The 25,144-nt window shown below is 64.5% G+C and carries 9 protein-coding genes and 1 riboswitch; of the genes, 3 read left to right on the forward strand and 6 right to left on the reverse strand.

What is annotated here, in order from left to right; translation table 11 throughout:
* Positions 1-76 precede the first annotated feature (76 nt).
* The gene (locus tag VQ071_RS06185) at positions 77-1,411 is read left to right on the forward strand and encodes a hemolysin family protein (protein ID WP_340513020.1); all 1,335 of its coding nucleotides are present in this window, start codon (positions 77-79) and stop codon (positions 1,409-1,411) included.
* A gap of 255 nt (positions 1,412-1,666) precedes the next feature.
* Positions 1,667-15,505 carry a DUF5018 domain-containing protein gene (locus tag VQ071_RS06190; RefSeq protein WP_340513021.1) on the forward strand — a complete coding sequence of 4,613 codons (13,839 nt, stop codon included), beginning with the start codon at positions 1,667-1,669 and terminating at the stop codon, positions 15,503-15,505.
* Between the two features lie 789 nt (positions 15,506-16,294).
* Here the strand turns inward: VQ071_RS06190 and VQ071_RS06195 are convergent.
* Positions 16,295-17,077 (reverse strand): DUF3891 family protein, encoded by a 783-nt coding sequence (locus tag VQ071_RS06195; protein ID WP_340513022.1) that lies wholly within the window; start codon positions 17,075-17,077, stop codon positions 16,295-16,297.
* 133 nt (positions 17,078-17,210) lie between these two features.
* Between VQ071_RS06195 and VQ071_RS06200 the strand changes: the two genes are divergently transcribed.
* Entirely contained in the window at positions 17,211-19,277 is a 2,067-nt protein-coding gene (locus VQ071_RS06200) for a LuxR family transcriptional regulator (protein WP_340513023.1), read from the forward strand.
* A gap of 129 nt (positions 19,278-19,406) precedes the next feature.
* On the opposite strand, the gene VQ071_RS06205 is transcribed toward VQ071_RS06200, so the two are convergent.
* The 5 genes from VQ071_RS06205 to VQ071_RS06225 form a co-directional block, all read right to left on the reverse strand.
* On the reverse strand, positions 19,407-20,108 hold the full coding sequence (locus VQ071_RS06205) for an ECF transporter S component (protein WP_340513024.1): 702 nt from the start codon (positions 20,106-20,108) through the stop codon (positions 19,407-19,409).
* Positions 20,090-21,958: an ABC transporter ATP-binding protein gene (locus VQ071_RS06210; protein WP_340513025.1), complete on the reverse strand. Its 1,869-nt coding sequence runs from the start codon at positions 21,956-21,958 to the stop codon at positions 20,090-20,092. Before VQ071_RS06210 ends, VQ071_RS06205 begins: the two co-directional genes overlap by 19 nt.
* Entirely contained in the window at positions 21,931-22,821 is an 891-nt protein-coding gene (locus tag VQ071_RS06215) for an energy-coupling factor transporter transmembrane component T (protein WP_340513026.1), read from the reverse strand. The genes VQ071_RS06210 and VQ071_RS06215 overlap by 28 nt, the downstream gene beginning before the upstream one ends.
* Positions 22,818-23,612, reverse strand: coding sequence for a DUF4430 domain-containing protein (locus VQ071_RS06220; RefSeq protein ID WP_340513028.1), 795 nt, complete (start codon positions 23,610-23,612; stop codon positions 22,818-22,820). Before VQ071_RS06220 ends, VQ071_RS06215 begins: the two co-directional genes overlap by 4 nt.
* Positions 23,613-23,883: 271 nt before the next feature.
* Positions 23,884-24,076: riboswitch (cobalamin riboswitch) on the reverse strand.
* A 13-nt stretch (positions 24,077-24,089) separates the two neighbouring features.
* On the reverse strand, positions 24,090-25,109 hold the full coding sequence (locus VQ071_RS06225; protein ID WP_340513029.1) for a LysR family transcriptional regulator: 1,020 nt from the start codon (positions 25,107-25,109) through the stop codon (positions 24,090-24,092).
* Positions 25,110-25,144 lie beyond the last annotated feature (35 nt).

The following is a 25,144-nucleotide window of genomic DNA, read 5'->3' on the forward strand; positions in this document are numbered from 1 at the left end:
TTCGTTTCCTCAAGTTCCGGGTACAGAATTACCATCGAACCATGGAGCCAAGCAACGAGAGGAAGTGGCGGAACTGATGATCAATACGATAATCGTGCTCGCGCTGATCGCGTGCACGGCCTTCTTCGTGGCTGCCGAATATGCCGTCATCCGCGCGCGGATGAGCCGCATCGAGCAGATGGTCGCGGAGGGCAACAAAAAGGCGCTGGCCGTCAAGCAGATCGTGGGCAGATTGGACGAGTATCTGTCCGCCTGCCAATTGGGGAATACGCTGACCAACCTGGCGCTCGGCTGGCTGGGCGAATCGACGGTGGAGCATCTGCTCAGCCCCGTGTTCGGACTGTTCGCGCTGCCGGAATCGGTGGAGACGGTCGTGTCGTTTGCGATCGCGTTCCTCATTCTGACGTTCCTCGAGGTCGTCGTCGGAGAGCTGCTGCCCAAGATTGTGGCGATTCAGAAGGCCGAGTCGCTCGCGCTGGCGCTGGCGCAGCCGCTGACGATTTTTTTCAAGCTCACCTATCCGTTCAGCTGGCTGCTGAACCGCTCTGCACGGCTGCTCACCGGCATGTTCGGCATGAAGCCGCTCTCCGAGCACGACAACACCCGCACGGAGGCCGAGCTGCGGCTCATTCTGTCGGAGGGCTACAAGAGCGGCATCATCAATTCCTCGGAATTCCGCTATGTCACCAACATCTTCGAGCTGGACGACATGGTGGCCAAGGCGATCATGGTCCCGCGGCGCGACGTCGCATTCATCGACCAGGACGAGACCGTACAAGCCGTCGTGGCGCGGACTGCCGCAGACGCGTTCGATCTGTATCCCGTCACCGCGGGCGGCGACAAGGATACGATCGTCGGCCTCATCGACTACAAGGAGCTGCTGACCGCCTACATCCGCCATCCCGGCGAGCCGGACATGCCCGTGGCGCCGCTTATCGAACCGGTGCTCCATTTGCTCGACACGGTGTCCGTACAAGAGATTCTGCTGCTGATGCAAAAGAAAGACGTTCACATGGCGGTGCTGATCGACGAGTACGGCGGGACTTCGGGCATCGTGACCATCCGCGATATCATCGCGCGTATCGTCGGGGTGCGCCAGGAGCAGCTCGACGATGACGGCCGGCCGCTGATCGAGCAGCTGCCGGGCGGCCAGTACCGACTGAGCGGCACGCTTATGATCGAGGAGGCCAACCGCCTCCTGAAGACGGATATCGAGGACGACGAAGGCGTGTACACGCTCGGCGGCTGGCTCATGTCCGAGCTGGAGGAGGCGGCGCAGGGCGCCGAGGTGGCGGCGGACGCTTACGCGTTCAAGGTCGAGGAGATGGATAATCGGCAGATCAAGCGCATTCTGGCGCGCCCGCTGCCGGAAGCGTCCGGCGCTGAGACACAGCCGCCGGCCGGACAATAACACGATCGGGAACGGGACGCCGCGTCCCGTTTTTTTATGCAGTTCGGCAGGCCCGACCGCTCCGGTAGGGTCTGTTCGGCGTGATTGCGCACAGCTGCCGCTGCCGCATTCAGGATGCATTTTCGAGCGGATTCGACTTAAACGGAACTTAAACGACGTCCGCTATGCTAGTAGTCAAGCTGGACGCCGCCTGTCCGAAGATCGGACCGGGGCTTCCCATCTGCAATGCAAGAGAGCGACGGAGGTTAAGAACATATGGCTTGGTGGAAAAAATACGGACTGGTGCTGTGCGCCGCACTGGCGCTGTCGGTCGCGGCCGGGCTCGCGTACGGCCGAACGGCCGTGGCGGCCGGTTTGACGGTGGGCGAGCTGCCGATCGGCACGAACGTCCGGGACGTGAGCGGATATACCGCGCCGTGGATCGTCATGTCCCACGATCACTTCGGTGCCGGCAAGACGCTGCTGACGCTGAAGGGACTGCACGGCAGCGGCAACCGCAAATATTACGTCTCGATGCCGACCAAGTGGGAGACATCGGACATTCGCGCCTGGCTGCGCGCCGACTTTTACAGCACGCTGTCTCCTGCGCTTCGTCAGGCGATCTTGCCGACGACGACCGTGACCTACGGCGAGACGCTGACGGACGAGACGGTGTTCCTGCTGTCGGCGGCCGAGTGGGGCTACTCGGGCGCGAACCTGAAGCTGGATCACGGCACCTATATCGACGGCGCCGCCAGCTACCGGACGCTCGGGGCGTCGTATTGGACGCGTTCGCCGGCCTATGACAACAGTCCGTCGCTCTTTTACGTTTATTCCAACGGTACGATATACGAGCTGTACTACACCAACGCCTCCGGCGTCAAACCCAGCCTCAATATCGAGCCGGGCACGCCGGTCTACGGGCCGTTCACGGATGCGCAGGGCAAGCCGTACTATGCCCTGTTCAGCCCCGATCCCGCGCAGACGCTTGCCCGCATCAAGGCCTACGCGGCAGCGGGAGACGCAAGCGGGCTATATATGGAGGAGCTGCGCGCGGTGGGCGCCTCGCCGGCGTATGCGGTGAATCTGGACGCCTACAAGACGGCGATCGCGCAGGCCGGGGCGATTGCGGATGCGGCGGCGGTGCAGACACTCGTGACGGACATCAATTCGGCGCGAAGGCCGACCTGGCTCGCCGTCTTGTCGGGCTATGCCGCCTCGGACGACGCTTCGGCGCTGACGCTGGAGCAGATGGAGGCGGCGGGCGCCTCCGGACTGCTGGCCTCCAACCTGGACGCCTACAAGGCGGCGATCGCGGCGGCGGCGGACATTGCGGACACGCCTGCCTTGCAGGCCATTGCGGACGCCGTGAACGGACAAGCTTCACAGGCGCAGATGGCGGTCGTTCAGGGCTATGCGGCCGCTGGCGACGCAACAGGACTCACGCTCGCGCAGCTGACGGATCTGGGGCTGCAGCGACTGACTGCGAGCCATCTGGACGCCTATCGGGCGGCGGTCGCTTCGGCGGGGACGATCGCGGACGTGCCGGCGCTGCAGACGCTGATCGACCGGGCGAATGCGCTGACGGTCCTGCAGGGCTACGCGTCGCTCCAGGACGCGGCGCCATTGACGGCCGCAGAGCTGACGGCGGCAGGCGCGTCGGGCGTGCGCGCAGACGCCTTGCCTGCCTACAGGGCGGCGCTGGCGCAGGCGGGAGCGCTCGCGAATACGGCGGCGGTGCAGGCGCTCGTCGATCGGGCGAACGCCGCGCTGGACCGCGCGGCCGCGCTCGTCCCGGTGCCGCTCGGCACGCTGCCGCAGGGCGCCGTCGTGAAGGATCTTGCAGGCTTCGCGCAGCCGTGGCTCGTGCTGTCGCAGGGCCACTTCGGAGCGGACAAGACGCTGCTGCTCCTGCAAGGCGTTCATCCGGCCGGCAGCCGGAGCTATTATTCGGCTTATACGGACGGCACGGCGAGCCGGTGGGAGACGTCGGACCTGCGCGCCTGGCTGCGCAGCGACTTCTACGCGTCGCTGTCGGCGCGGTTCCGCGGCGCAGTGCGGACGACGGCGGTGCCTACGTACGACCGAACGGTGAACGAGACGGTGTTCCTGCTGTCCGCCGCGGAGTGGGGCTACACGAACGCCTCCAATCTGTACGACAACCACGGTACGGCCGTCTCCGGTGCGCAGGGCTACCGCAAGCTCGGGACGGAGTATTGGACGCGCTCGCCGGCCTACAACAACAGCCAGACGTTGTTCACCGTCTGGAGCGACGGCTCTGTGGGCACGCGGTACTATAACTCGGGGACATACGCCGTACGTCCGAGCGTCAACCTCGATGCGGCGGCCGATGCGTACGGTCCTTACTTCGACGGCGGCGGCCAGCCCTATTACACGCTGTTCGCGCCCGATCCTGCCGTCGAGCTGGCCAAGATCCGCGCTTATGCCGCGGCGGGGGACGCCGCCGGGCTCACGCTTGCGCAGCTCGCGGCCGTCGGCATCGCGGACGCGCTGGATGTCAATCTGGACCGTTATCGGACAGCGGTCGCCGGCGCAGGCGCCATTGCGGACGCCGCGGCGCTGCGGTCGCTGATCGAGAGCGCCGATGCGGCGGCAATGCCGTCCTGGCTCGCCGTCATCTCCGGCTATGCCGCCTCGGACGACGCTTCGGCGCTCACGCTGTCGCAGCTGCGCGCGGGCGGTGCGATCCGGCTGTCCGAGTCGAACCTCGGACGGTACCGCACCGCGATTGCCGGCGCTGACGCGGTCGCGTCGACGGCAGCGCTGCAGACGCTCGTCGATCAGGCCAATGCCGCGGCGGACGCGGCGCTGCTGCAGCGGCTGCAAGACTATGCGGCGAGCGGGGATGCCTCGGCGCTGACGCTCGAGGAGCTGGCGCTTGCGGGCGCGACGGGAGCGGAGCCAGACCGCCTGGACATCTATCAGGCGTATATCGCCGCCGCAGGGGCGGGCGGCATTCCGGATCGGGCGGCCGTGCAGACCTTGGTGGACCGCGCCAATGCACTGGCGATTGTACGCGGCTATGCCGCCGGAGGCGACGCCTCCGCGCTGACGGCTGCGCAGCTGCGCGCGACCGGGGCGGCCGATGTGAGCGGCAGCTACATCGGCGCTTACCGCTCGGCGATCGCCGCGGGCGGCGGGCTCGCGAGTCTCGGGGCGCTGCAAGCGATGGTCGACACGGTCAATGCCGCCCAGGATCAGGTCGCCGCGCTCGTCTCCGTGAAGCTCGGCGATCTGCCGGCGGGCACCGTCGTACGGGACGTGCGCGGCTTCGCGCAGCCGTGGCTCGTGCTGTCGCAGGGACATTTCGGCGCGGGCAAGACGCTGCTCGTGCTCAAGGGCGTCCACCCGGGCGGCTATCGTGCTTATTACACCTCTTATGCGAACAATACCGACACCCGCTGGGACAACTCGAATATTCGGGCCTGGCTGCGCGGCAGCTTTTACGACACCTTATCCGATGCGTTCAAGCTCGCAGTCGAGCCGACGACGACAATAACGTACGATCTGAAGGTGACGGGCGAGACGGTGTTCCTGCTGTCTGCCGCCGAATGGGGCTACAGCGACACATACGATATGTACAAAAGCCACGGAACGGCGGTCGCGGGCGCGGCCGGCTACCGTAAGCTGAACGATGCCTATTGGACCCGGTCTCCGGGCTACAGCAACAGTCAGAGCCTGTTTTTCGTCGCTACGAACGGAGGCTTCAATCTGCGCTATTACGACGGCGCAGTGCTCGGCGTTCGGCCGAGCGTCAATCTGACAGCGGAAGTCCGGGCGTACGGGCCTTATTACGACGCGGGCGGCAGCGCGTATTATACGCTGTTCGCGCCTGATCCGGCCGCCGTGCTGTCCACGCTGCGCACATACGCGGCTGCCGGCGACGCTTCGGCGATGACGCTCGCGCAGCTCCAGGCAGTCGGCATCTCGGACCTGCTGGACGCCAACCTGGACGCCTATCGGGCGGCTGTCGGGAGCGCGGGCCAGATTGCGGACGCCGCTGCGCTGCAGGCGCTCATCGACGGCGCCAATACGGCGGCACGCGCGAGCTGGCTCGCCGCAATCTCGGGCTACGCCGCGGCGGACGACGCTTCGGCGCTGACGCTGGAGCAGCTGCGGGCGGCCGGCGCCACGGGACTGGCGGATGGCAATCTGCCCAGGTACCGCACCGCGATTGAAGGCGCTGACGAGATTGCCTCGCTGGGCGCCTTGCAGGCGCTGATCGACCAGGCGAATGACGAGGCCTATGGAGCGCTGCTCCAGCGGCTGCAGGCTTATGCGGCGGCGGGCGACGCCACGGCGATGACGCTCGCGGAGCTGGCGGCTGCGGATGCCGTGCGGCTGTCGGCGGCGAATCTCGACGCCTACCGGGCGTACGTCGCCGCCGCAGGCGTCGGCGGCATCCCCGATCGGGCGGCGCTGCAGACGCTGGTCGATCGGGCCAATGCGCTGGCCGTCGTCCACGGTTATGCCGCGCTGGGCGACGCCACGGCGTTGACGGCGCAGGCGCTGGAAGCGACGGGCGCGGGCGGTGTGCGCGCCGGCCGCATCGCGGCCTACCGGGCCGCGGTCGCGAAGGCGGCTGCGGTGCCGACGCCGGCCGCCTTGCAGGCTCTGGTCGACGGCGTCAATGCCGATCAGGACCGCGTGACGGCGCTGATCCCGCAGCCGCTCGGCGAGCTGCCGGACGGGGCGACGGTCCGCGATACGGCGGGCTTTGCGCAGCCGTGGCTCGTCATGTCGCACGGACACTTCGGTACAGGCAGCACGCTGCTGACGCTCCGGGACGTCCATCCTTCGGGCAGCCGCCTGTATTATACGGCCTACACGTCCGAGTCGCGCTGGGACAACTCGGATTTGCGCGCCTGGCTGCGGGGGGACTTTTACACGACACTGTCGGTTCGCTTCAAGGATGCGATCAAGCCGGCGACGACGATGACGTACGGGCAGGCGACGACGGACGAGACGGTATTCCTGTTGTCCGCGGCCGAATGGGGCTATACGGATACCGGATTGATGTACAAGGATCACGGCACGGCCGTCGCAGGCGCGGATGTGTACCGGGCGGCCGGGGCAGAGTACTGGACACGGTCGCCTTCATACAGCAACAGTCCGACCTTGTTCTATGTGGCGGGCAACGGCAGCTTCGACAGACATTACCGGGACTTGCAGAGCGGCGTGCGCCCCAGCGTGAATCTGGATTCGGCGAAGCTTGTCTACGGTCCTTACTATGGTACGGACGGCGGCGAGTATTACACGCTGTTCGTACCGGACCCGATGGTCGCGTTGTCGCACATTCAGGATTATGCGGCTGCGGGAGACGCCTCGGCGCTGACGCTGGCCGAATTGGCTGCTGCGGGTGTGACGTCGCTGTATGAGGCCAATCTTGCGGACTATCGTACTGCCGTCGGGAGCGCCGGTCAAATTGCCGGCCTGACGGCGCTTCAGGCGCTCGTTGATGGGGCTAACACGGAGGCGCGAGCCGCCCGGCTGCTCACGATCTCAGGCTATGCCGCCGCGAACGATGCCGGCGCACTGACGCTCGGACAGCTCGAAGCGGCGGGCGCGACCGGTCTGAAGGCGACCAATCTGCCGGCGTACAAGGCAGCGGTCGAAGCTGCGGACGGATTCGCGAATGTGGCCGAGCTTCAGGCCGCCATCGACGCCGCCAACATCGAGGCCGCGCGCAAGACGATCGCGAGCTTCGCATTCGACGGGCTGTCGCCGTCTGTGGCAGGCGCAATCGACGAGCCGGCGAAGACAATCGCGCTGACCGTTCCGTATGGAACGGATGTGACGAAGCTCATGCCGACGATCACGCACAGCGGGGCGAGCGTATCGCCTTTGTCTGGCGCGGAGCAGGACTTCACGTCACCGGTGACGTACACGGTCGAGGCGATGGACGGAACCAAGCAGGACTACGTGGTGACAGTGCATGTTGCGTTGAATCCCGCGAAGTCGATCACCTTGTTTAAGTTCGGCGACTTGTCCGTGATTGGCACGGTCGACGAAGCGGCAATGACGATTGCGCTGACCGTTCCGTATGGAACGGATGTGACGAAGCTCACGCCGACGATCACGCACAGCGGGGCGAGCGTATCGCCGTCATCCGGCGCGTTGCGGGACTTCACGTCGCCGGTGACGTACACGGTGACGGCTGCGGATGGAACGACGCAAGAGTATGTGGTCACGGTGAGTGTTGCGTTGAATCCCGCGAAGTCAATCACCTCGTTTGAGTTCGGTGATCTGTCTGTAGCTGGCACGATCGATGAAGCTGCGAAGACAATCGCGTTGTCCGTTCCGTACGGAACGGATGTAACGAAGCTCGTGCCGACGATCGCGCACAGCGGGGCGAGCGTATCGCCGTCGTCTGGTGCAGAGCAAGACTTTACGTCGCCGTTGACATACACCGTGACGGCTGCGGATGGGACGAAGCAGGAGTATGTGGTCACGGTGACTGTGGCGTTGAATCCCGCGAAGTCGATCACCTCGTTCGAGCTCGGCGACTTGTCTGCCGCAGGCACGATCGAGGAAGCTGCGAAGACAATCGCGTTGTCCGTTCCTTATGGAACGGATGTAACGAAGCTCGTGCCGACGATTACGCATAGCGGGGCGAGCGTGTCGCCGTCGTCTGGTGCGGAGCAGGACTTCACATCGCCGGTGACGTACACGGTGAAAGCGGCGGATGGGACGAAGCAGGACTACGTGGTGACGGTAATTGTTGCGTTGAACCCCGCGAAGTCGATCACCTTGTTCGAGATTGGTGATCTGTCTGTAGCTGGCATGATCGACGAAACCGCGAAGACGATTGCGCTGACCGTTCCGTACGGAACGGACGTGACGAAGCTTGTGCCGACAATCGCTCATAGCGGAGCGAGCGTGTCGCCCTCATCCGGCGCGGAGCAGGATTTTACGCTGCCCGTGACATACACGGTGACGGCTGCGGACGGAACAAAGCGGACATACATGGTGACAGTAACCGTCTCACCAAGTTCTTCCAAGTCGATCACCTCGTTCGAGCTCAACGACTTGTCTGCCGATGGGACGATCGATGAAGCTGCGAAGACGATCGCGCTGACCGTTCCGTACGGAACGGACGTGACGAAGCTCGTGCCGACAATTGCGCACAACGGAACGAGTGTATCGCCATTGTCCGGCGCGGAGCAGGACTTCACATCACCGGTGACGTACACGGTCGAGGCGATGGACGGAACCAAGCAAGACTACGTGGTGACAGTGTATGTTGCGTTGAATCCCGCGAAGTCGATCACCTCGTTTGAGTTCGGTGATCTGTCTGTAGCTGGCACGATTGACGAAGCGGCAAAGACGATTGCGCTGACCGTTCCGTACGGAACGGATGTGACGAAGCTCGTGCCGACGATCACGCACAGCGGAGGGAGCGTATCTCCGTTGTCCGGCGCGGAGCGGGACTTCACGTCACCGGTGACGTACACGGTGACGGCTGCGGACGGAACGAAGCAGGACTACGTGGTGACGGTGACTGTGGCGTTGAATCCCGCGAAGTCGATCACCTCGTTTGAGTTCGGTGATCTGTCTGTAGCTGGCACGATTGACGAAGCTGCGAAGACGATTGCGCTGACCGCTCCATATGGAACGGACGTGACGAAGCTCGCGCCGACGATTGCGCACAGCGGGGCGAGCGTATCGCCCTTGTCCGGCGCGGAGCAGGACTTCACGTTGCCCGTGACATACACGTTGACGGCTGCCGATGGAACGACGCAGGAGTATGTGGTGACGGTGCATGTTGCGTTGAATCCCGCGAAGTCGATCACCTCGTTCGAGATTGGTGATCTGTCTGTCGCTGGCATGATCGACGAAGCGGCAAAGACAATCGCGCTGACCGTTCCGTACGGAACGGACGTGACGAAGCTCATGCCGACAATTGCGCACAACGGAGCGAGCGTATCGCCCTTGTCCGGCGCGGAGCAGGACTTCACATCGCCGTTGACATACACCGTGACGGCGATGGACGGAACCAAGCAGGACTACGTGGTGACAGTGCATGTTGCGTTGAATCCCGCGAAGTCGATCACCTTGTTCGAGATTGGTGATCTGTCTGTCGCTGGCATGATCGACGAAGCTGCGAAGAAGATTGCACTAATCGTTCCGTACGGAACGGACGTGACAAAGCTTGTGCCGACGATCGCTCATAGCGGAGCGAGCGTGTCGCCCTCATCCGGCGCGGAGCAGGATTTTACGCTGCCCGTGACATACACGGTGACGGCTGCGGACGGAACAAAGCGGACATATATGGTGACAGTAACCGTCTCACCAAGTTCTTCCAAGTCGATCACCTCGTTCGAGCTCAACGACTTGTCTGCCGATGGGACGATCGATGAAGCTGCGAAGACAATCGCACTGACCGTTCCGTATGGAACGGACGTGACGAAGCTCGTGCCGACGATCACGCACAGCGGAGCGAGAGTATCGCCGTTGTCCGGCGCGGAGCAGGACTTCACATCGCCGATGACGTACACGGTGACAGCTGCGGATGGGACGAAGCAGGACTACGTGGTGACAGTGCATGTGGCGTTGAATCCCGCGAAGTCGATCACCTCGTTTGAGTTCGGTGATCTGTCTGTAGCTGGCACGATCGACGAAGCGGCAAAGACGATTGCGCTGACCATTCCGTACGGAACGGACGTGACGAAGCTCGTGCCGACGATCACGCACAGCGGAGGGAGCGTATCGCCGTCATCCAGTACGGAGCAGGACTTCACGCTGCCCGTGACATACACGGTGACGGCAGTGGATGGAACGAAGCAGGAGTATGTGGTCACGGTGACTGTTGCGTTGAACCCTGCGAAGTCGATCACCTCGTTTGAGTTCGGTGATCTGTCTGTAGCTGGCACGATCGACGAAGCGGCAAAGACGATTGCGCTGACCATTCCGTATGGAACGGACGTGACGAAGCTCGTGCCGACGATCGCGCACAGCGGGGCGAGCGTATCGCCTTTGTCCGGTGCAGAGCAGGACTTCACATCACCGCTGACGTACACGGTGACAGCGGCGGATGGAACGAAGCGGGACTACGTGGTGACGGTAATTGTTGCGTTGAACCCCGCGAAGTCGATCACATCGTTCGAGTTCGGTGATCTGTCTGTCGCTGGGACGATCGACGAAGCTGCGAAGACAATCACGCAGACCGTTCCGTACGGAACGGATGTGACGAAGCTTGTGCCGACGATCGCTTATAGCGGAGCGAGCGTATCGCCCTCATCCGGCGCGGAGCAGGACTTCACGTTGCCCGCGACATACACGGTGACGGCAGCGGACGGAACGAAGCGGACATACATGGTGACAGTAACCGTCGCATCAAGTTCTTCCAAGTCGCTCACATCGTTCGAGTTGGACGACTTGTCTGCCGCTGGGACGATCGACGAAGCGGCAAAGACAATCACGCTGACCGTTCCGTACGGAACGGACGTGACGAAGCTTGTGCCTACAATTACGCACAGTGGAGCGAGCGTATCGCCATCTTCCGACGCGGAGCAGGACTTCACGTCACCGGTGACGTACACGGTGACAGCGACGGATGGAACGAAGCGGGACTACTTGGTGACGGTAATTGTTGCGTTGAACCCTGCGAAGTCGATCACCTCGTTTGAGTTCGGTGATCTGTCTGTAGCTGGCGTGATCGACGAAGCGGCAAAGACAATCGCGCTGACCGTTCCGTACGGAACGGACGTGACGAAGCTCGTGCCGACAATTGCGCACAACGGAACGAGTGTATCGCCATTGTCCGGTGCAGAGCAGGACTTCACGTCACCGGTGACGTACACGGTGACAGCGGCGGATGGAACGAAGCAGGAGTATGTGGTCACGGTGACTATCGTGTTGAATCCTGCGAAGTCGATCACATCGTTCGAGTTTGGTGATCTGTCTGTAGCTGGCGTGATCGACGAAGCGGCAAAGACAATCGCGTTTTCCGTTCCTTATGGAACGGACGTGACGAAGTTTGTGCCTACAATTACGCACAGTGGAGCGAGCGTATCGCCCTCATCCGGCGCGGAGCAGGACTTCACGTTGCCCGCGACATACACGGTGACAGCGGCGGATGGAACGAAGCAGGAGTATGTGGTCACGGTGACTATCGCGTTGAATCCTGCGAAGTCGATCACCTCGTTCGAGTTCGGTGATCTGTCTGTCGCAGGCACGATCGATGAAGCTGCAAAGACAATCGCGTTGTCCGTTCCTTATGGAACGGACGTGACGAAGCTCGTGCCGACAATTACGCACAGCGGAGCGAGCGTATCGCCGTCGTCTGGTGCGGAGCGGGACTTCACGTCACCGGTGACGTACACGGTGACGGCTGCGGATGGAACGAAGCAGGAGTATGTGGTCACGGTGCATGTTGTGTTGAATCCTGCGAAGTCGATCACCTTGTTTGAGTTCGGTGATCTGTCTGTAGCTGGCGTGATCGACGAAGCTGTGAAGACAATCGCACTGACCGTTCCGTATGGAACGGACGTGACGAAGCTCGTGCCGACGATCACGCACAGCGGAGGGAGCGTATCTCCGTTGTCCGGCGCGGAGCGGGACTTCACGTCACCGGTGACGTACACGGTGACGGCTGCGGACGGAACGAAGCAGGAGTATGTGGTCACGGTGCATGTTGCGTTGAATCCTGCGAAGTCGATCACCTTGTTTGAGTTCGGTGATCTGTCTGTAGCTGGCGTGATCGACGAAGCGGCAAAGACAATCGCGCTGACCGTTCCGTATGGAACGGACGTGACGAAGCTCGTGCCGACAATTGCGCACAGCGGGGCGAGCGTGTCGCCGTCATCCGGCGCGGAGCGGGACTTCACGTCACCGGTGACGTACACGGTGACGGCTGCGGATGGAACGAAGCGGATATACATGGTGACGGTGACCGTCGCGCCGAGCACTGACAAGTCAATCCTTTCGTTCGAGCTTGATGACCTGTCGATCGCAGGCACGATCGATGAAGCTGCGAAGACAATCGCGTTGTCCGTTCCTTATGGAACGGACGTGACGAAGCTTGTGCCTACAATTACGCACAGTGGAGCGAGCGTATCGCCCTCATCCGGCGCGGAGCAGGACTTCACGTTGCCTGCGACATACACGGTGACGGCAGCGGACGGAACGAAGCGGACATACATGGTGACAGTAACCGTCGCATCAAGTTCTTCCAAGTCGATCACATCGTTCGAGTTGGGCGACTTGTCTGCCGCTGGGACGATCGACGAAGCTGCGAAGACAATCACGCTGACCGTTCCGTACGGAACGAACGTGACGAAGCTTGTGCCGACAATTACGCACAGTGGAGCGAGCGTATCGCCATCTTCCGACGCGGAGCAGGACTTCACGTCACCGGTGACGTACACGGTGACAGCGGCGGATGGAACGAAGCGGGACTACGTGGTGACGGTAATTGTTGCGTTGAACCCCGCGAAGTCGATCACATCGTTCGAGTTCGGTGATCTGTCTGTCGCTGGGACGATCGACGAAGCTGTGAAGACAATCACGCTGACCGTTCCGTACGGAACGGACGTGACGAAGCTTGTGCCTACAATTACGCACAGTGGAGCGAGCGTATCGCCATCTTCCGACGCGGAGCGGGACTTCACGTCACCGGTGTCGTACACGGTGACGGCAGCGGACGGGACGAAGCGGACATACATGGTGACAGTAACCGTCGCATCAAGTTCTTCCAAGTCGATCACCTCGTTCGAGCTCGGCGATCTGTCTGCCGCAGGCACTATCGATGAAGCTGCAAAGACAATCGCGCTGACCGTCCCTTCCGGAACGGACGTGACGAAGCTCATGCCTGCAATTACGCACAGCGGAGCGAGCGTGTCGCCTTCGTCCGGCGCAGAGCAGGACTTCACGTCGCCCGTGACATACACGGTGACGGCAGCGGACGGAACGAAGCGGACATACATCGTGACGGTGACCGTCGCGCCGAGTGCTGCCAAGTCAATTACTTCGTTTGAGTTCGGCGGCTTGTCGGTAATGGGTACGGTTAACGAGTCAACCAAGACGATCTCGCTCACGGTTCCCTACGGAACGGATGTAACGAAGCTCGTGCCGACAATCACGCACAGCGGGGCGAGTGTATCGCCGCCGTCGGGCACGGAGCAGGACTTTACTTCCCCGGTAACGTATACCGTGACGGCGCCGGACGGAACCGCGCAGGCGTACCAGGTCGTCGTCCGCGTCGCCTCGGCGGGCGCGCCCGCCTCGCCATTGCTGGTAGCGGCAAGAGGAGGGGCGGCGGAGGCCGCACTCAGCTGGAGCGGCGGCGCAGGCGCGGTGCGCTACCGCATTTTCGTAGGCGAGGCCCCTGGACGATATGGCGATGCCGTCGCGACGGTGAGCGCCGCTGTGTACGGGTACACGGTGACAGGACTCGTCAACGGGAAAACATACTATTTTGCGCTGCAATCGCTCAATATGGATGGCGAGAGCGCGCTTTCCAACGAATTGTCGGCGGTGCCGATCGCCGTACCGTCTGCGCCGACGTCAGTAACAGCAACTGCGGGAGACAGCCGGGTCATCATATCGTTCGAGGCTCCTGCGGACAACGGCGGCAGCGCGATCGTCGGCTATGAGGTTACGGCCTCGCCCGGTCAGATTGTCGCCACCGGGAATTCCGGGCCGATCGTCATCACCGGGCTGACCAACGGCACCGCATATACGTTCACGGTGAGAGCCATTAACGCGGCCGGCCGTGGCGCCGTCTCGGCATCGTCCCTGCCGGTCACGCCGAAGGCGGCGGAACCGGCAGGCGGCAGCTCCGGAGGTTTGCCGGGCGGCGGCGGAGGGGGCGCGCCGGTCGAGTCTGCGCAGGCCGATTCGGACAGCGCGATCCAGCTTCTTTTCAACGGAAAGCCGGAGAAGCTGGGCAAGGTGCAGTCCCGGCATGAGAACGGGCGGACCGTCACGACGGTCGTGCTGGACGAGGACAAGCTCGGTTCGGCGCTGGCATCGGCCGGATCTGCGCCATCCATCGTGCTGGAGGACCGTGCCGCGTCTGATACGTTCATAGGCCGGCTGAGCGGCACGGCGATGCGGTCGCTGGCGAACCGCGATGCGATCCTCGAGCTGAGGACGGACGGCGCAGCCTACCGGCTGCCGGCAAGTCTGGTGAATCTGGGAGCGATCGTCGAACAGATCGGCGGCGGCATCCAACTGGCGGACATCGATATTCATATCGCGCTGGAGCGTCCCGGCCAAGCGCGCGCGGTCGGCATTGGCAGCATTTTGACGGACATGGGACTGACGCCGGTGTCGCATACAATCGGCTTCTCGGTGACAGCGGTCGCCGCAGGACGGACATACGAGATTCACAGCTTCGGCGGATATGTCAGCCGCAAGATCGCGCTGACGGAAGGCACGGAAGCCAGTGCTTCCCTGACTGCTGTCATATTGGAAGAAGACGGTTCGGTACGTTCCGTACCGACCAAGATCGTCGCGGAAAACGGACGGCTCTACGCGGTCGTCAGCAGCCTCACGAACAGTTGGTATACGGTCGTCTCGCATCCGGCGGCGTTCGCGGATATGTCCGGCCATTGGGCCGAGAATGCCGTGACCGCGCTGGGATCGCGGCTGATCGTGTCCGGAGCGGGCGGCGGGGCATACAAGCCCGACCGCTCCGTCACCCGCGCCGAATTCGCCGCCATCCTGGTCAGAGCGCTCGGGCTGAAGTCCGGCTCCGGCGAGACGCCGTTCTCGGATATCCCGACATCCGCGTGGTATAGCGGAGCGGTCTCTGCAGCCTATGAGGCGCATCTGGTCGACGGCGTCGGCGCCGGGCAGTTCCATCCGAATCAACGTCTGACGCGCGAGCAGGCGGCGGTCATGCTCGTGAGGGCGATGGCGGTCGCCGGGTTCGACGGTACGGACGCGACAGTATCGGCAGCGCCGCTCAGCTCGTATGCGGATGCTGCGCAAGTATCCTTGTATGCGCAGGACAGCATGCAGACCATGCTGGAGACGGGGATGCTGCAAGGCCGCGGAGCCGGCATGCTGGCGCCCAAAGCCGACCTGACGCGTGCCGAAGTTGCGGTGCTGGTCGAACGGCTGTTGCGCTTGTCGAAGTTGATTTAAAGTCAGGCCGCGCTGATTCATATCCGAACGCGTGGAGGCAGCCGCCTCGGACTCTGATGGTCCGAGGCGGTTTTTTTTGAGCGCGCGTCACTGCAGCCACCGACTAAGACTAGCTCGAACAAGAGCAGGAGCACCCCAGGAATTCGGTGCAAAATCGAGAAAAACTAGGCATTCGACAGATATTGCGAGCCCAGAGCGGCTGAGGCGGATTTCTGCCCGAATTTCAATATTCAGAATATTTGAATAACTGAATGCGCTGTTTTATAATGAAGCCATCCAAAAGGAAAGGGGATAGTCCAATGGGCCAGGTAAGCGAAGCATATCCGTGCAGCAAAGAATGCGCTAAGCATCGCCGCCCGGCAGTTCGGTAACATGGCGGTCCGGATATGCGGGAATCCAACATGCGAGAACGAGCAAGGACGATCTTCAGTCAACCGGCTATACCTGTTAGACCAGCCAGGCCAATCTGATCGAGGTAATCGGACAAGCAATATCTTCCGGATAAGTGCCGGCAACACGAAAAAGCGGGAGAGACGCTCTCCGCGCAAGCTAGGATAGGAAAGGCACGCGCAGCATCGAAAGGCGTGCGCGACCCGCAGAGGTCGACAAAGCGAGTGAGCATGAAAAATAAAGTCCGCGAAGATTGCCAGCACGAGAATAGCAGAACCATGTGATCTTCCTGAAACTTAAGATGGGAGCGTAATGAGACAATTGAATAGCGAACAGGAACGTTAGAGCACTCGGTTATCAGCTGTTAACCGGGTGCTCTAGTTCGTCGTGGCGTCGATATCAGCCGATCGTACAGTGCGTCTCCGCCGATGCCGTGTGGGCATACGCGGCTGCGATGCCTTTCTCCTCGATCAGCGCGACCGGAACGTCGCGTGTCCGGTAGGAAGCCTCCAGCGGCCCCCCGAAGAGGGCCGGGGACAATGAGACAACGTCGCCGGACGTCCTGGACAGCGCGATCTCGCCGCCGACAACCGCGGCTGCCGCGCGTCTGAACAATTGTGCGAACGGCGCCGACATATCGCCCTGATCCGCACCGACAGCCGTACATAGATAGAGCGATAGCGTATCTGCAAGCTGCAGCAGCGCCAGATGCCGCGCGATCATCGCTTCGTCTGCGGCGGAGGAGAGGCCGAGACTGCTGCGTATGCGGTTCTGGCGCGCCTTCTCCGTCGCGATGGCGGCAGACAAGCCCGCGGCGGGGCCGCCGACGATATGCGTCATGAATTCGGGCGGAAGATTCGTATAGTGCATGCTGCACAGCAACGCGGCGTATGCGCTCTGCGCTTCGACTTCGGCAACCCCCTGCTTGTAGAACGGCAGCCGCAGTCCGAGCGGATAATCCGTTACGGAAAACGGGCGGTCGGAGCTGTCGTTCCAGACCGGCACCTCGTCCAGACCGATCCATCCCCGATCATGCTCCGCTGCGGCGAAGGCGAATTCCTCCGTGCGTCCCCCGGCGGGCAGCAGCTCTGCACGGAGCGCTCTTGCCAGCCTGCCGGCCAGCCGTGCGTGCTCGTCGTTCGTCGTCATGCGGTAATGGCCTCTCCATGCGCTGACAATCATCTTGCGGTTCCCCCCTTAACGTCGCTACCCAAAAAGATATCATCGAACGAACCGGCATTCTAGTATACGATAGTATATAAACGCCCGATGGGGCGCAGGAGAGCGGCAAGACGCAAAGCGGGGCGGGGATAAAATGACGGAGCGGGAAGCCGGAATAGAAAGCACGCGGATCGGGGACGAACTGGCGCGGATGGAGGCGAGACTGTTCGCGGGCAGGCGACGGGAGCAGGAGACATTCGCGGCGCTGCTGGACGATCCGGTGCGCAGACAGGCGGTCGTGCATCTCTACGGGCCGGCGGGCATCGGCAAAACCTGGCTGCTGGGCCGTCTCCGTCTGCTTGCGGCCGAGCGCGGCGTGCCCTGGATCGCATGCGATCTGCAATACGCGGTGCCGACGCCGGCAGGCGTGGCCGCCGCTATCGGAGACGCGCTGCGCGATCGGGAGGCGGGGTGTGACGAGGCGGACAAGGCCGCTGAGCAGGGAGGAGTAGATAGTCAGCTGTCGGAAGCGACGGCCGCGATTGTCCGCACGCTGAATGCGCTGGCCGGCGAACGGGGCGCCATCCTGGCGATTGACGCGATGGAGCACGGCGCCGCACTCGCGGGATGGCTGCGCGGCGCGCTGCTGCCCGCGCTCGACAGGCGGGTGCTGGTCGTGCTCTCGGGCCGTCATGCGCCCGACGCCGTCTGGCGCGACTCGCCCGCGTGGCGAAGCCTCGGCCTGGAGATGCAGCTTGGCGCGCTGTCGCCGCAAGAGATCGCGGCATACATGGACCGCGTCGGCATGGCGGACCCGGTCCTCCGCAGGCATGCCGCGGCATGGTCGGGCGGCATCCCGCTGCTGCTGAGCCGGTTCGCCGCACAGCCCCCGGGCCGCGAGGGATTCCCGGACCTGGCCCCGCTGGCGGACGATTGGCTGGGCGGCAGCGGCAGTCCGGCACTGCGCCGGGCCGCATGGCACGCGTCCCTGCTGCGTGTTTTTGACTTTGACATGCTCTGCGCCGCGTGCGGCGAAGATGTGCCGGACCCCGCCGCGTTCGCGGAGCTGCTGCGCCTGCCGTGCACGATCAGAGACGCGCGCGGATGGCATCTGCACGAGCTCGCGCGGGAAGCGCTGCAGGCCGAATTCCGGGCGCAGCGCCCGGATGCTTGGCGCGCCGCCCGCGAACGCTGCATCGCCGGATGCGCGGAGCGACTCGGCCGGGAGCGCGACCCGCAGCGGACGAGCCGGCTGCTGCTGGAGCTGCTCTATCAATTGGCGGACTCGCGGCTCCGCGCGGTGCTCTGCGCGTCGTCGGACCGCCGGGCCCATAGGCTGGAGGCGCTCGGTGCGGGCAATTATCCGGAGGTTGAGGCCTATCTCGAACGGCGGCGGACACGTCCCCGCCGCAAGGCGCAGTCGTTCGTCGACTATGAGCGCGACGCGGTCCACACGCTGGATATGAACGCTGCGGAGGATGCCGAGCGCGGCCGTCTTGCCGAAGCGGCGGACTGGCTGGCGCTCGGATTGGATGCTGTGCAGCTGCTGCGCGATGACGAGGGACGCATGATCGGCCTGCTCGCCGTTATCCCGATCCACCGGGATACGCTCGGCATGCTGTCGAGCCGGCCGGTGACCCGGGCGTACTTTCACACGCTGACTCCAGCCGAGCGCCTCGCGCTCGCGGTGCCGCCCGAGACGCCCGCAGGCTGGTTTATCCGCATGATTGACGCGGAGGATACGGCCGACGCGCGCGCCCGGTCCGAGCTGATTCAGGAAGCGCTGGGATATCTGGCATCGGGCGGCCTTGTGCTGTGTTCGACGCCGCATCCTTTTTATCGGGAGCTGCTGCTGTCGATCGGCATGGAAGAAGTCCACGGGGCCGGGCACGACGATTACGGGCCGGGGCACAGGGCCGGCACGTACGCCGCCGACATGAGAAGGGGCGGGCTGCAGGCTCATATGCGCAAGCTGATCCAGAGGCGCGGGGGCCAGCCGGCTGCGCAGTCCCTGCCCTATGACTTCACCGGCCGGGAGCGGGAGGTCGCCGGCTATCTGCTGCACGGCTTGACGAATCCGGACATCGCCGCCCGTATGTATGTGAGCGAGATTGCGGTCAAAAAGCATGTGTCGAGCCTCCTGCGCAAGACGGGCTGCGCCAACAGGGGGCTGCTCATGAAGCGGCTGGCCGGATATGAAGAGCTGCTGGCCCGGCGCTAAGGTGCGAAGCCGTAGCTGCCGGCAGCGGCCGTGGACGCCATCCGGCGAATTCGCGGCGGATGCACGCAGCGGACGCACGCGTCGGGGGGGCTTGGATGCTAAACGCCGTATGCCGCGTCCGGGATATCGTCAGCCCCGTGTGCGAGTGTTCTCCAGCAGCCCGTATTTTTTGCGGATCCGATCCAGCAGCCTGACCCAGCTGAGACCGAAGAAGCCGAGGAACAGGACATTGGCCGCGGCGTGCGCGAGATCGAAGTAGAAGCTCTGGGCATAGGTAATCAGGACAAGCTGCCAGCCGAAGGCGTCGGGGAGGCTGAGCAGCGACCATACGTTCATGATCCAGCCGAACAGGAAGCCCCAGACGAGGCCGAAGGCGCATAGCCCGATCCGCGACTGCATGAAGCGCGTGTGGCGCAGCCAGCCGGCGGAGGCGCCGGCCATGCCCCAGGCGAACATCTGCCATGGCGTCCAGGGCCCTTGGCCGAGGAACAGATTCGAGGCGAGCGCCGCGACCGCGCCCACGATGAAGCCGGCCTCGCTGCCGAATACGAGCGCCGCGACGATGACGACGAAGGTCGTCGGCTTGAAGCTCGGCAGGGGCGCGAAGGCGATGCGCCCGAGCGCCGCCACCGCCGCCAGCGCGGCCAGCATCGCGATCTCGCGCGGCTCCAGCCGCCGCCGCTCGAAGCGGATGAGCAGCGGCGCCATCGCGAGCGTCATCACGACGGCGGACAGCAGCAGATAGTGGCCGTCCCAGACCGCCGAGGCGACGGCGATCGAGGCCGTCAGGACGACGGCGGCGATCAGGAGCGCTATTCTTCGTTTGCCCATCTGCGCATGACCTCCTCGGCCGTGACGGCGTCCGGGTAGCGGTGTCTGACCGCCCGGTTGACGGCTGTCGTGTAAAAGTAGTTGCCGCCGAAAAAGAGCGAGGGCTCCGCCTCGGCGGCAATGGACCCGTCGTAGAGCAGCGCGCAGCGGTCGGCGTGGCGGGCCGCGAACTCGGCGTCGTGCGTCACCATGACGATCGTCATGCCTTCCTCGCGCAGCCCGAGCAGACGCCGGGCGAACGCTTCCTTGGCATCCGGATCGAGTCCCTTGGTCGGCTCGTCGATGCACAGGATATCGGGCCGCGGCAGCAGGACGAGCGCGAGCGCCAGCTTCTGCTGCTGGCCGCCGCTGAGATCGTGCGGATGCCGGTCCGCGAGCTCCGCGAGGCCGAACGCGTCCGACCAGTGCGCGATCTCCGCCTGCGCCGCGCCGCCCTTGTAGCCGGCATGCTCGGCGGCGCGGGCGAACTCCTCGCGCACGGTGTCGCTGCTGAAGTACAGCAGCGGATTTTGCGCGAGATAGCCCAGCTTGCGTCCCGCGGCGACCGCGATCTTGCCGCGCTGCGGCTTGCGCAAGCCTGCCATGAGCTGCAGCAGCGTGGACTTGCCCGCGCCGTTGCCGCCGAGAATCGCGAGCAGCTCGCCTTCGTAGACGCGCAGGTCGAGGCTGCGCAGCACGTCGGGCAGGTCGCGCTCGAAGCGGTAGGTCAGCTCGCGGCAGGACAGCGCTTCGGCGGGCAAGCCGGCGGCGCCCGGCCGCTTCGGCAGGCGCAGCGGGCCGCGCTTGCGGCTGTCGACTGCGATTGCCGGCTGGCCGGCCGGCCCGGCATGCGCGGCATCGGCATACGCGGCACCGGCATGCGCGGCATCGGCATCGCCCGGTGCCCTGCCTGCGGCCGCGCTGCCCGCAATCGGACCGGCCGCGCCGCGCCCGTCAGCCGCCCGCGCCGCTGCCAGCCGGTCGATCGCGGCGACCGCCTCGCGAACCGTCAGCGGCAGCGGCGCATCCGCGGTTCCCGCCGCATCCGTCCTCGCCGCCGCGCCGTCGCCCTCCGCGGGCCCGTCAGCCGCCGCGCCCCCATCCCCCAACGCCGCCAGCAGCCTGGCGACCGAGGGCACGTACAGCCGCCCGCGGCCGTCTCCCGCGGCCCAGAGCCGCCTGCACACCTCGCCGGGCGAGCCGTCGCGGAGGATGCGGCCTTCGCCCATGACCACCAGCCGGTCGGCCAGCGGCAGGATATCGTCCAGGCGATGCTCGCTGGCGACGATCGTCACGCCGAACTCCTCATTCAGCCGGCGCAGCAAATACACGAACTCGCGCGCCGCGACGGGATCGAGCTGGGACGTCGGCTCGTCGAGCAGCAGCAGGCGCGGCTGCAGCAGCAGCACCGACGCCAGATTGACGAGCTGCGTCTGTCCGCCCGACAGCTCGTGAACGGGCCGCTGCATGAGCGGCTCCAGGCCAAAGAAGCTGGACAGCTCGGCCAGCCGCTGGCGCATGACGACGACCGGATAGCCCCGGTTTTCCATCGCGAATGCCAGCTCGTGCCATACCGTGTCCATGACGATCTGACTCTCCGGATGCTGGAACACGAAGCCGATCTCCTCGGCCGCGCGTCCGTCCGGCAGACCAGAGAGCGGCTGGCCGTCGTAGCGCACGAGGCCCGACAGCTCTCCCACGGGCGCCAGCTCGCGCTTGAAGTGCCGGAGCAGCGTCGTCTTGCCCGAGCCCGAAGCGCCGCATAGCACGACGAATTCGCCCCGCGCCACGGACAGGTCGATCCCGTCCAGCGCAGGCAACGTCTCGTCCGGGTAGCGGAAGGTCAGGTGCTCGGCCGCGACGATCTCCATCGGAATCTCTCCCTTGCTTCAATTAATATCGGCAAGCCTGCGAACAGCGCGCATATGGCGAAGTGAGCCCATTCCCATGACGACAGCCGGATCGGCTCCATGCGCGGGTATAACGTCAGCACGCCCCAGCCTTCGCGCCAGCCCGCGAGCGCGAGCAGCAGCAGCGCGCCGAGCAGCGCGAGCATCGTCCGGTCCCGCCGGTCCATCCGGTACGGATAGTAGGCGGTGCGTACGGCGGTGCCGTAGCCGCGCGCCTTCATCGAATCGCCCGTGCGCATCGCGTCCTCGAGCGACCAGGTCATGAGAATGCGCAGGAGCAGCGCGCCATTGCGCAGTCTGCGGACCGGCCCCCCCGTACGCATGTCGATGCCCCGCGAGCGCTGGATCAGCTCGATCTGCTTGAACCTGCGGGCGAACAGCGGGATGAACCGCAGCGTCATCCACGCGTGCAGCGCGGTCTGCGGCAGGACGGCGGAGAACAGGTACATGAACTTGTCCGTCGTCATCACGATCCGGTACGAGACGAACATCAGCAGCACGGCGAAGATCGTCATCATCATCATGGCCCCGTAGAGCACCGCTTCGAGCGTGATCGGCTGATCCCACAGATAGAAGAGAATATGCCGCCCGCGGTGGGACAGCAGCGGATTGACGAGGGCGAACAAGCCGCCGACGAGAAGGTAGTAGGGGAGGGCCCGCGCGAGCGCGCGGCCCTGCCGCTGCAGGAGCAGCAGCGCGGTGAGCAGTCCAAGCGACGCGAGCTGGTAGATGGGATGGGACAGCGTCAGGCCGAGCAGGATCATGCCGGCATAGTAGACGAAGCAGACGAGCGGATGGAGCCCGGCGAAGCCGCCGGCGTTCACGAGCCGCTCTCCTTGCCGGCGCTTGTGCCGACATCCTTGCCCATATCGAGCGTATACAGCCACTCCACGACATCGCCCGCCTTCAGCTTGTACGCGCCCGCGCTCTTGCCGGGAGACTGGCCGTTCACATGGAATACCCAGCCGCTCTCCGAGCCCTTGTCGAACTCGTACAAATTATCGATGCCTTCTACATAAGCCGTCGCGCCTCTGCCCATGTACTCCATCTGAATCTCGCGGCTGCGCGTCGCGCGCTTCAGCACGTCCAGCACGCTGTCGCCGTCCTCGAGCTCGACGGACACGGGCGCCAGGATCGTGCCCGTGTCGCTGTCGCCGACGATCGACAGCGTGATCTCGGCTGCCTGCGGCGGCTGCGTGACTGCGGGGGAGGCGCTCGGCGTCGACTGGGCCGCCGGCGTGGCGGTCGGCTGGGTGCTCGGCTGCGCTGCCGGGGCGCCCTTCGTCGGCGCGGCGGTCGCACCTGGCTTCGGAGAGGCGGCCCCGGAGGAGCCTGGAGCCTTGCTGCCGGTCGGCTGCGCTGCCGAGGCGGCTCCGCTTGCCGGCGGCACCTCGGCCGAAGCGCTCTCGGACGGGGCCGCCGGGCTGGCGACCGTCTCCGTCGCCGCAGCGCTGCCGCTAGCCGGCTGCGCCGTGACCTCGGCCGTCACCGCGACGCTGGACTGCCCGGGAGCCGCCGCCGGACCCGCGCCGGACCCGCTGCAGCCGGCGACGGCCAATAACGTCGCCAGCAGCACCAACAACGCCGCCAGCCGGCTTTTGCGAATATATGTCACTTCAAGTTCCCTCCGCTCTTGGTTGTTCGCCTGAACTGCTAGACACGGCTTCGCCATTCGTCGGCTATATCGCACTTTTGCGTGATGCCCTCGAACGAACACCCTGCCGCCGTCACCAAGTTATAAATTCTGAAATACGAAAAAAGCCCCTTCAGCAGGGGCTTGGCATGTTCGATGGCGGCTGACACGCCGGTTCCGCAGGCGTCCGGCGTGACCTGAAGACGCGTAGGAACGCAGCGGCGCAATCTCTTCCTTAAGCCCCCGAAGAAAGAGAAAACCGACGTTCAAGGCAGGTCTCCTGGCTCTTGCCTCATCGCTGACGCGGCGCCTTCCCGTCCGTCCGGACAGTGGCTGTGGCCGCTTCGCTCCGCAATTACAGTGGCGGGACCGCGCCGGATTCGCACCGGCTTCCCTATTAAGCCCGTTCGCGCTTCGCGTCGGGGCGCCTTGCCGTCATTTTGGCTATTCGATTCCTTCTCATGATAGACCGCTGCCGGCGCTTTGTCCATCGGCGGTGTCGAACAATTCGATGAAGCTCCGTGCCGCCCGTGTGAGATAGCGGTCCTTGAGCCAGACGAGCCCGACCTCTGACATCAGGTTCGCGTCCTTTAATTCGAAGCAATCGATTCCCTGCAGCGGGAAGGTGGACATGACGGACTTCGGCAGCAGCGCCGCGCCGAAGCCGTGGGCGACGAGCGTGAGCGCGATCGCCACGCTCGCGCATTCGCACAGCACGCGGGGATGCAGTCCCGCGTCCGCGAACGCGCGCATGATCGTCTCGTGCATGACGACCGTGCGGTCCGTCTTGAGCGAGACGAGCGGAAAAGCGGCCAGCTCGGCCAGCGTGAGGTTGGAAGGGACCGGCCCACGCCCGGCGCGATGCCCGAATGCTCCGCCCTCATCGCCCTGCGCCATCTGCCCCGCCGCCCGCTCCTCGCGCTCGTCGCTACCGTCCCGGCCGCTCCCGATGCGCCCCGCCGGCAGCAGGGCGACGATCGGGTCGGAGGGGAGCGGCTTCACCGCATAACGGTCCGGGCCGCCCGGCGCCTCGAATGGCAGCCGGGCGACCGCGAGCTCGATCTCGCGCCGGTCGAGCCGTTCGCCGAGCAGATGATGGTCGCCCTCGCTCAGCTTGAAGCTGACCTGCGGATGCCGCTCCCGGAACCGGCCGAGCGGTCCGGGGAGCAGCGACGTGCAGGAGACGACGGCGCCTACCGACAGTACGCCGCGCACCCCGTCGCCATGCTCGCGCACCTCCGCGACCGTCTCCTCCAGCTGCCCCAGGAGACGGATCGCCCGTTCCCGCAGGCGCTCGCCGGCAGGGGTCAGCCGCAGCCGCCTGCCGGTCCGGTCGAAGAGGACCACGCCCAGCTCGTCCTCGATTTGCTTCATCTGTCTGCTGAGCGGAGGCTGTTCCATATGCAGCTTTTTGGCCGCAGCCGTAATCTGGCCCTCTTCCGCCACCGTCACAAAGTAACGCAGCTGCCGGATATCCATGCCGGATCACCTCGCCCTTTTTCTCGCCACATACC

The sequence above is a fragment of the Cohnella sp. 56 genome, assembly GCF_037963805.1.
Lineage (GTDB): Bacteria > Bacillota > Bacilli > Paenibacillales > Paenibacillaceae > Cohnella.

Coding starts and splice junctions, on each gene's coding strand:
- VQ071_RS06225 (WP_340513029.1), bottom strand. CDS start 25,109: ATGGATATCCGGCAGCTGCGTTACTTTGTGACGGTGGCGGAAGAGGGC.
- VQ071_RS06185 (WP_340513020.1), top strand. CDS start 77: ATGATCAATACGATAATCGTGCTCGCGCTGATCGCGTGCACGGCCTTC.
- VQ071_RS06205 (WP_340513024.1), bottom strand. CDS start 20,108: ATGGGCAAACGAAGAATAGCGCTCCTGATCGCCGCCGTCGTCCTGACG.
- VQ071_RS06190 (WP_340513021.1), top strand. CDS start 1,667: ATGGCTTGGTGGAAAAAATACGGACTGGTGCTGTGCGCCGCACTGGCG.
- VQ071_RS06195 (WP_340513022.1), bottom strand. CDS start 17,077: ATGATTGTCAGCGCATGGAGAGGCCATTACCGCATGACGACGAACGAC.
- VQ071_RS06200 (WP_340513023.1), top strand. CDS start 17,211: ATGACGGAGCGGGAAGCCGGAATAGAAAGCACGCGGATCGGGGACGAA.
- VQ071_RS06210 (WP_340513025.1), bottom strand. CDS start 21,958: ATGGAGATCGTCGCGGCCGAGCACCTGACCTTCCGCTACCCGGACGAG.